At 63.0% G+C, this 6,148-nt stretch carries 9 protein-coding genes; 5 read left to right on the top strand and 4 right to left on the bottom strand.

Annotation, left to right across the window (positions count from 1 at the left end; genetic code table 11):
• From J6524_RS32490 to J6524_RS32470, 5 genes are all read left to right on the top strand, one after another.
• Positions 1-460, top strand: a 460-nt coding sequence (locus J6524_RS32490) for a response regulator (protein ID WP_225677973.1), incomplete at its 5' end; no start/stop codon positions are given.
• An 11-nt stretch (positions 461-471) separates the two neighbouring features.
• The gene (locus J6524_RS32485) at positions 472-942 is read left to right on the top strand and encodes a chemotaxis protein CheW (protein ID WP_225677972.1); all 471 of its coding nucleotides are present in this window, start codon (positions 472-474) and stop codon (positions 940-942) included.
• Positions 943-1,000: 58 nt separating this feature from the next.
• Positions 1,001-1,366: a response regulator gene (locus tag J6524_RS32480; protein WP_225677971.1), complete on the top strand. Its 366-nt coding sequence runs from the start codon at positions 1,001-1,003 to the stop codon at positions 1,364-1,366.
• An 86-nt stretch (positions 1,367-1,452) separates the two neighbouring features.
• Positions 1,453-2,622 (top strand): protein-glutamate methylesterase/protein-glutamine glutaminase, encoded by a 1,170-nt coding sequence (locus J6524_RS32475; RefSeq protein ID WP_225677970.1) that lies wholly within the window; start codon positions 1,453-1,455, stop codon positions 2,620-2,622.
• A complete protein-coding gene (locus tag J6524_RS32470) occupies positions 2,619-3,497 on the top strand; it encodes a CheR family methyltransferase (RefSeq protein ID WP_225677969.1) in 879 nt (292 codons plus the stop codon). The genes J6524_RS32475 and J6524_RS32470 overlap by 4 nt, the downstream gene beginning before the upstream one ends.
• Before the next feature lie 33 nt (positions 3,498-3,530).
• Here J6524_RS32470 and J6524_RS32465 read toward each other — a convergent pair whose 3' ends face one another.
• The 4 genes from J6524_RS32465 to J6524_RS32450 all read right to left on the bottom strand — a co-directional run bounded on the left by J6524_RS32465 (position 3,531) and on the right by J6524_RS32450 (position 6,008).
• On the bottom strand, positions 3,531-4,688 hold the full coding sequence (locus J6524_RS32465) for a glutathionylspermidine synthase family protein (RefSeq protein ID WP_225677968.1): 1,158 nt from the start codon (positions 4,686-4,688) through the stop codon (positions 3,531-3,533).
• A gap of 5 nt (positions 4,689-4,693) precedes the next feature.
• A complete protein-coding gene (locus tag J6524_RS32460; RefSeq protein ID WP_225677967.1) occupies positions 4,694-5,110 on the bottom strand; it encodes a hypothetical protein in 417 nt (138 codons plus the stop codon).
• A gap of 2 nt (positions 5,111-5,112) precedes the next feature.
• Positions 5,113-5,517 (bottom strand): DUF350 domain-containing protein, encoded by a 405-nt coding sequence (locus J6524_RS32455; protein WP_225677966.1) that lies wholly within the window; start codon positions 5,515-5,517, stop codon positions 5,113-5,115.
• A 233-nt stretch (positions 5,518-5,750) separates the two neighbouring features.
• On the bottom strand, positions 5,751-6,008 hold the full coding sequence (locus tag J6524_RS32450; RefSeq protein WP_225677965.1) for a GlsB/YeaQ/YmgE family stress response membrane protein: 258 nt from the start codon (positions 6,006-6,008) through the stop codon (positions 5,751-5,753).
• Between the last annotated feature and the right edge of the window lie 140 nt (positions 6,009-6,148).

The raw sequence follows: 6,148 nt of genomic DNA, 5'->3' as shown, positions 1-6,148 counted from the left end.
GGTGATCGACGTCGGCCACTTCCTGCCGATGGCGTTTGCCGACTGGTTCTCGCGCAAGGAGATGCGGGCCTCCTCGACCGCGCAATCGGTGCTGTTGGTCGACGATAGCGCGTTCTTCCGCAACATGCTGGCACCGGTGCTGAAGGCCGCCGGCTACAAGGTGCGGGTCGCGGTCAACGCCCAGGAGGGGCTCGCCGCGCTGCGCTCGGGCCACAGCTTTGACGTGGTGCTGACCGACATCGAGATGCCGGACATGAACGGCTTCGAGTTTGCCGAAGTCATCCGCTCCGACCACAATTTGAACCAGCTGCCGATCATCGCGCTGTCCTCGCTGGTGTCGCCGGCGGCAATCGAGCGCGGCCGGCAGGCCGGCTTCCACGACTACGTCGCCAAGTTCGACCGTCCCGGCCTGATCGCGGCGCTGAAGGAACAGACCGCCGACACCCGGCGCGCGGCCTAAGGAACCAGCAGATGACCACCAAGACCGAGACCATCGAGGGCACCGTCGCCGAATACGTCACCGCGGTGATCGGCGGGCAATTGTTCGGCCTGCCGATCTCGCGGGTGCAGGACGTGTTCATGCCGGAGCGGCTGACGCGGGTGCCGCTGGCGTCGAGCGAGATCGCCGGCGTGCTCAACCTGCGCGGCCGCATCGTCACCGTGGTCGACATGCGCGCCCGGCTCGGCCTGCCGAAGAACGACGACGGCAAGCCGCCGATGGCGGTCGGCGTCGACCTCCGCGGCGAGTCCTACGGCCTTCTGATCGACCAGATCGGCGAGGTGCTGCGCCTGCCGGAAGCGAGCTGCGAGGAAAACCCGGTCAACCTCGACCCGCGCATGGCGAAACTCGCCGGCGGCGTGCACCGCCTCGACGGCCAGCTCATGGTCGTCCTCGACGTCGATCGCGTTCTCGAACTCGTGCCCGACCTGATAGCGGCATGAAAATCCAACCTGGAATGGAAACATCCCTCTTGGGAATTGGTGTAAGTGGAGGCCTAAAATGAAAACCTGCCTGGTCGTCGATGACTCCAGCGTCATCCGAAAGGTCGCGCGACGCATCCTCGAAGGTCTCGATTTTCAGATCGCCGAAGCCGAGGATGGCGAGAAGGCGCTTGAAGCCTGCAAGCGCGCGATGCCCGATGCGGTGCTGCTCGACTGGAACATGCCGGTCATGGACGGCTACGAGTTCCTCGGCAATCTGCGCCGCATGCCCGGCGGCGACGTGCCCAAGGTCGTGTTCTGCACCACCGAAAACGACGTCGCGCACATCGCGCGCGCGCTGCATGCCGGCGCCAACGAGTACATCATGAAGCCGTTCGACAAGGACATCGTTACCGCGAAGTTCCAGGAAGTCGGCCTGATCTGATCTCGCGCGTAATCCCGGCGGCTCAACGGCCTTCGGCGTTGTTTGTGTAAGTGTGCCGCTTGAGTTGAGTTGGGTCGGGTGAAGTAATGAGTGTTGCGTTAACGAGGTCTCCGCCGCCAGTCTCGACACGGCAGGACAAGCTGCGTGTCATGGTGGTCGACGATTCCGTCGTGATCCGCGGAATGATCTCGCGCTGGATCGGCGCCGAGCCGGATATGGAGGTCTCGGCCTCGTTGCGTACCGGTCTCGATGCCGTCAACCAGATCGAACGCATCAAGCCCGACGTTGCGGTGCTCGATATCGAAATGCCGGATCTCGACGGCATTTCGGCGCTGCCGCAGCTGCTCGCGAAAAAACGCGATCTCGTCATCATCATGGCCTCGACGCTGACCCGCCGCAATGCGGAGATCAGTTTCAAGGCGCTGTCGCTCGGTGCCGCCGACTACATTCCAAAGCCGGAGAGCACCCGCGAAGCTTCCGCCGCCGAGACCTTCCATCACGATCTGATCCAGAAGATCAGGCATCTCGGTGCGAGGGCGCGCCGTCGTGCGTCGCCTGCCGTAAGTCCGGCTCCTGCGCAGGCGCCCGATCGGATACGCGAGGTCTCGCCGCAGCCGGTCGCGGCGCCGGTTACGCAGCTGCCACTCGCGCGCCGGCCGTTCAGCATGCTGGCGCCGCGCGTGCTCCTGATCGGCTCGTCGACCGGTGGTCCGCAGGCGCTGATGACGCTGGTGGCCGATATCGGCCCGGTGATCGATCGCTTTCCGGTGCTGATCACCCAGCACATGCCGCCGACCTTCACCACGATTCTTGCCGAGCATCTGGCGCGCGCGAGCCGCCGGCCTGCGCATGAGGCCGTCGATGGCGAGATGGTCAAGCCGGGACGGATCTATCTTGCGCCGGGTGGCCGTCACATGCGCGTCGTCCGCCACGGCGCGGACGCGGCGATTGTGCTGGACGATGGGCCGCCGGTGAATTTTTGCAAACCCGCGGTGGATCCGCTGTTCAACTCCGCCATCGACGTCTGGCAGGGCAGCATCATGTCGGTGATTCTGACCGGCATGGGATCGGACGGCATGCGCGGCGGCAAAGAAATCGTCGCCGCCGGCGGCAGCGTGATTGCCCAGGACGAGGCGACCAGCGTGGTCTGGGGCATGCCGGGCGCGGCCGCCAATGCGGGTATTTGCGCGGCGGTTCTGCCGCTCAATCAGATCGCGCCCAAACTGGTTCGGTTGTTTTCGGGAGATCGTTCGTGACGCCTTCAGACTATGAGTATCTGCGTAAGCTTCTGAAAGAGCGCTCCGGGCTCGATCTCTCCGCCGACAAGCAGTACCTGGTGGAAAGCCGGCTGTTGCCGCTCGCGCGCAAGTCCAGCCTGCCGGGCATTCCCGAACTCGTCGCCAGGATGAGGAGCGGAGCCGAGGCGCTGACGGCGGAGGTGGTCGAGGCGATGACCACCAACGAGACGTTTTTCTTCCGCGACAAGATTCCGTTCGATCATCTGCGCGAGGCGGTGCTTCCGGCGCTGGTGCAGGCGCGCGCGGCCCGCCGCGCCTTGCGCATCTGGTGCGCGGCATCCTCCACCGGGCAGGAGCCGTATTCGATCGCAATGTGCCTGAAGGAAGCAGGGCCACTGCTGTCGGGGTGGCGCACCGAGATCGTCGCGACCGACCTGTCGCAGGCGGTGCTGGAAAAGTCCAAGGCCGGAATCTTCAGCCAGTTCGAGGTGCAGCGCGGATTGCCGATCCAACTGCTGGTGAAGTATTTCACTCAGAACGGCGAACTCTGGCAGATCAATGCCGAGCTCCGCAGCATGGTGCAGCATCGTCAGCTCAACCTGCTGCAGGATTTCTCCCATCTCGGCGTATTCGACATCATCTTCTGCCGCAACGTGCTGATCTATTTCGATCAGAACACCAAGGCCAACATCTTCGAACGGCTCTCCCGGATGATGGAGCCCGATGGTGTGCTGGCGCTTGGCGCGGCCGAATCGGTGGTCGGAATTACCAACAGCTTCAAGCCGTATCCGGAGCGGCGCGGACTTTATCGTCCGAACATCGCGCCGGTGATAAGGGTCGGGGCATCGACACTGGTGCCGCAAACGCTACGGGCGGTTGCTGCGGCGAGCTGAGTCTGTTCTTCGGTCCGTGTCTTGCCTGCCGCGCTATACTATCGCGTGCGGCAGGAAGCGTGACGTGTTGCCGGTGATCGGGTTCTCGTCCTCGCGGATCGACAGGCCGCATGGCGTGTGGTCGACCAGCCAGCTACCCAGCACCGGATATTTGTCAGCGAAGCTCGGCAGCGGCGCAAAAGCCTGGCGGATGAATCCTTCCGCGCCGTAGGGACCCTGCTGCTCCGCCAGCGTGGTGCCGGCACTGACGAGCGCGACATTGGCACCTTCGCGCGAATAGAGCGGCTTGCGCACGAATGAGGAGCCGAGCGTTGCCGCCTTCGGATCGTCCTCGAAATAGGCCGGCAACAAATTCGGGTGCTTCGGAAACATTTCCCACAACAGCGGAAGGATGCCCTTGTTCGAGAGGATCGCCTTCCAGGGCGGCTCGATCCAGCGCGTCGGTGCTGTCGCGAGTTTTGCGCCGAACGTGTCGAGGAACATCCATTCCCAGGGATACAGCTTGAAGGCGAGTTCGATCGCCTCGTCGTCGAGATCAACGAAACAGCCGTCGTTGTCCAACCCGACGTCCTTGATGTCCAGCGGCGTGGTGCGGAGTCCTGCTTGTCTTGCGGTGTCTTCCAGATAGGCCAGCGTGCCGGCATCCTCCGCGTTATCCATCATCCCGGCGAGGTGAAGGTGCTTCGCGCCGCCCAGCTTCTTCCAGGAGTCGATCAGGCGCTCGTGGATTGAATTGAACTGATCGGCACGCTTCGGAATGATGTTGCGTTCCATCGCCTGTTCGAGCCAGGTCCACTGAAAGACCGCGGCTTCGAAAATCGAGGTCGGCGTATCAGCGTTGTACTCGAGGAGTTTCGCCGGGCTCCAGCCGTCATAGCAGAGGTCCAGCCGGCCGTAGAGGCTGGGGTCGCGGCGGCGCCAGCTCTCGGCAATCAGCGGCCAGAAGGCTTCGGGTATTTTCAACCGGCGCAGATATTTTTCGTCGCTGACGACCCGGCCGACCAGTTCGAGGCACATCGCATCGATCTCGCCGGTGGGTGTCTCGATCCGCCGTTCGATTTCCTGCAGCGTGAACGCGTAATAGGCCCGTTCGTCCCAATAGCGTTCGCCATTGATGGTGTGGAACGCAAACCCAACGCCTTCAGCGGTGGCGCGCCAGTCGTCGCGTTCGGGGCAGTCGATCCGCTGCATGGGCTTCAACCGCCTGAGAAGCCGATGGCGTGGCCGAACGAGCCGAAGCCGCCGCGCTGCACCGAGTGTGAACCGGAATGGGAGGAGGATTGGCTCGAGGAGGAGTAGTCGCTGCTGTAGTAGCCGCTACGCGACGACGAACTGCCGCCGCCGGAGCTGCCGCCATGGCTCGAGGACGAGCTGCGTGACGAGCATTCGGTCGTGGTTTGCGTCGGCGATGCCGCATACGCGTTCGGCGGTTGCTGCTCGCAGGTGCGGCTCGGCATCAGCGTGTAGGCGGCGCTGCCGACCGCAAACGTGCCCATCAGCAGAAGCGCAACGTGGCTCGATCGCTTGGCCGGCGGCGGCGGAACGGGGCGCGGCGAAGCCGGCACCGAGACCGAATTGCGCTTGCCGAAATCCTGGTTTGGTTTATCGGCCATGGTCAGTAGACCATGCAGGCGGCGTTGAGCGCGCCGGCCGCGAGCGAGGACAGGCCGAGCCAGATCGCGGCGGCGAGTTCACCGGACGCGATCCGTGTTGACAGCTTGGGCACCGGAATCCTGACGAGGTAATAGACGATGATCTGCACGATCAGCGCGATTCCCGCCCAGATCAGGCAATCCCAGACATTGGCGGAATGGGTGATGGCGCTGACCAGTGGCAGCACGAAGCCGAGCAGGCTGAGCCCCAGCGCAATCGCGGCTGCCGGCTCGTTGGCGCGGATCAGATCGAACTCGTTATGCGCGGTGACGCGGGTATAGACGAAGAGATAGGCCACCACGGCGACGATCGCCGTGCAGAAATAGACCAAAAACGCCGGCAGCCCGGCAAGCGATTGCAGGATCATTGAATTCGCCCCAACTCGTGCGTTCCGAAGGTTCGCACGATCTCTCAGTCGGTGAATAGGACGAGGCGGTTCAATCCCAAACAAAAATCCTGCCATTTGAGGCGGTCGTTCGGTCGTGAACGCTGAGCCTTGCGCCGTAACACTCGGGTCACGCGGGATGCGCCGACGGGTGCTGATGCGTGTAGCGCGGTGATGTTTTTCCGATGCGCCGGCGTCTGCCATGAGCGGTTCGTTCAGGTCGTCCGCCGGCTTGTGACGAGACCATACACGAACAGGACGATGATCGCCCCGACAACCGCACCGATAAGCCCTGCGCCCTCTTCCGGGCCGTACCAGCCGAGGGCGCGTCCAAGATAAGATGCAACGAAAGCGCCCACGATGCCCAGGATCGTCGTCATGATGAAGCCTGATGGCTCGTTGTCGCCGGGCATAATGAATTTGGCGATGACTCCGGCGATGAAGCCAATGATGATCGTCCAGATAATGCCCATTCACGTAACTCCCTGCTTCTGAGGAGTGACACCTTCTGAGGAGTGACACCTTGGTTGCGAGGTCACAGCTTTGGTGGAACCTCCGAACGGATAGGTTGTAACATAAGGTGATTAAATCTTAGAGGCGTAATCTAGACTGG

It is taken from the genome of Bradyrhizobium hereditatis, from assembly GCF_020329435.1.
Taxonomy (GTDB): domain Bacteria; phylum Pseudomonadota; class Alphaproteobacteria; order Rhizobiales; family Xanthobacteraceae; genus Bradyrhizobium; species Bradyrhizobium hereditatis.
This window is presented reverse-complemented; position numbering and strand designations above follow the sequence as displayed.

Bases quoted from the DNA above. Each gene is read 5' to 3' on its own strand.
- J6524_RS32455 (WP_225677966.1), bottom strand. From the start codon at position 5,517: ATGATCCTGCAATCGCTTGCCGGGCTGCCGGCGTTTTTGGTCTATTTC.
- J6524_RS32460 (WP_225677967.1), bottom strand. From the start codon at position 5,110: ATGGCCGATAAACCAAACCAGGATTTCGGCAAGCGCAATTCGGTCTCG.
- J6524_RS32475 (WP_225677970.1), top strand. From the start codon at position 1,453: ATGAGTGTTGCGTTAACGAGGTCTCCGCCGCCAGTCTCGACACGGCAG.
- J6524_RS32465 (WP_225677968.1), bottom strand. From the start codon at position 4,688: ATGCAGCGGATCGACTGCCCCGAACGCGACGACTGGCGCGCCACCGCT.
- J6524_RS32450 (WP_225677965.1), bottom strand. From the start codon at position 6,008: ATGGGCATTATCTGGACGATCATCATTGGCTTCATCGCCGGAGTCATC.
- J6524_RS32485 (WP_225677972.1), top strand. From the start codon at position 472: ATGACCACCAAGACCGAGACCATCGAGGGCACCGTCGCCGAATACGTC.
- J6524_RS32480 (WP_225677971.1), top strand. From the start codon at position 1,001: ATGAAAACCTGCCTGGTCGTCGATGACTCCAGCGTCATCCGAAAGGTC.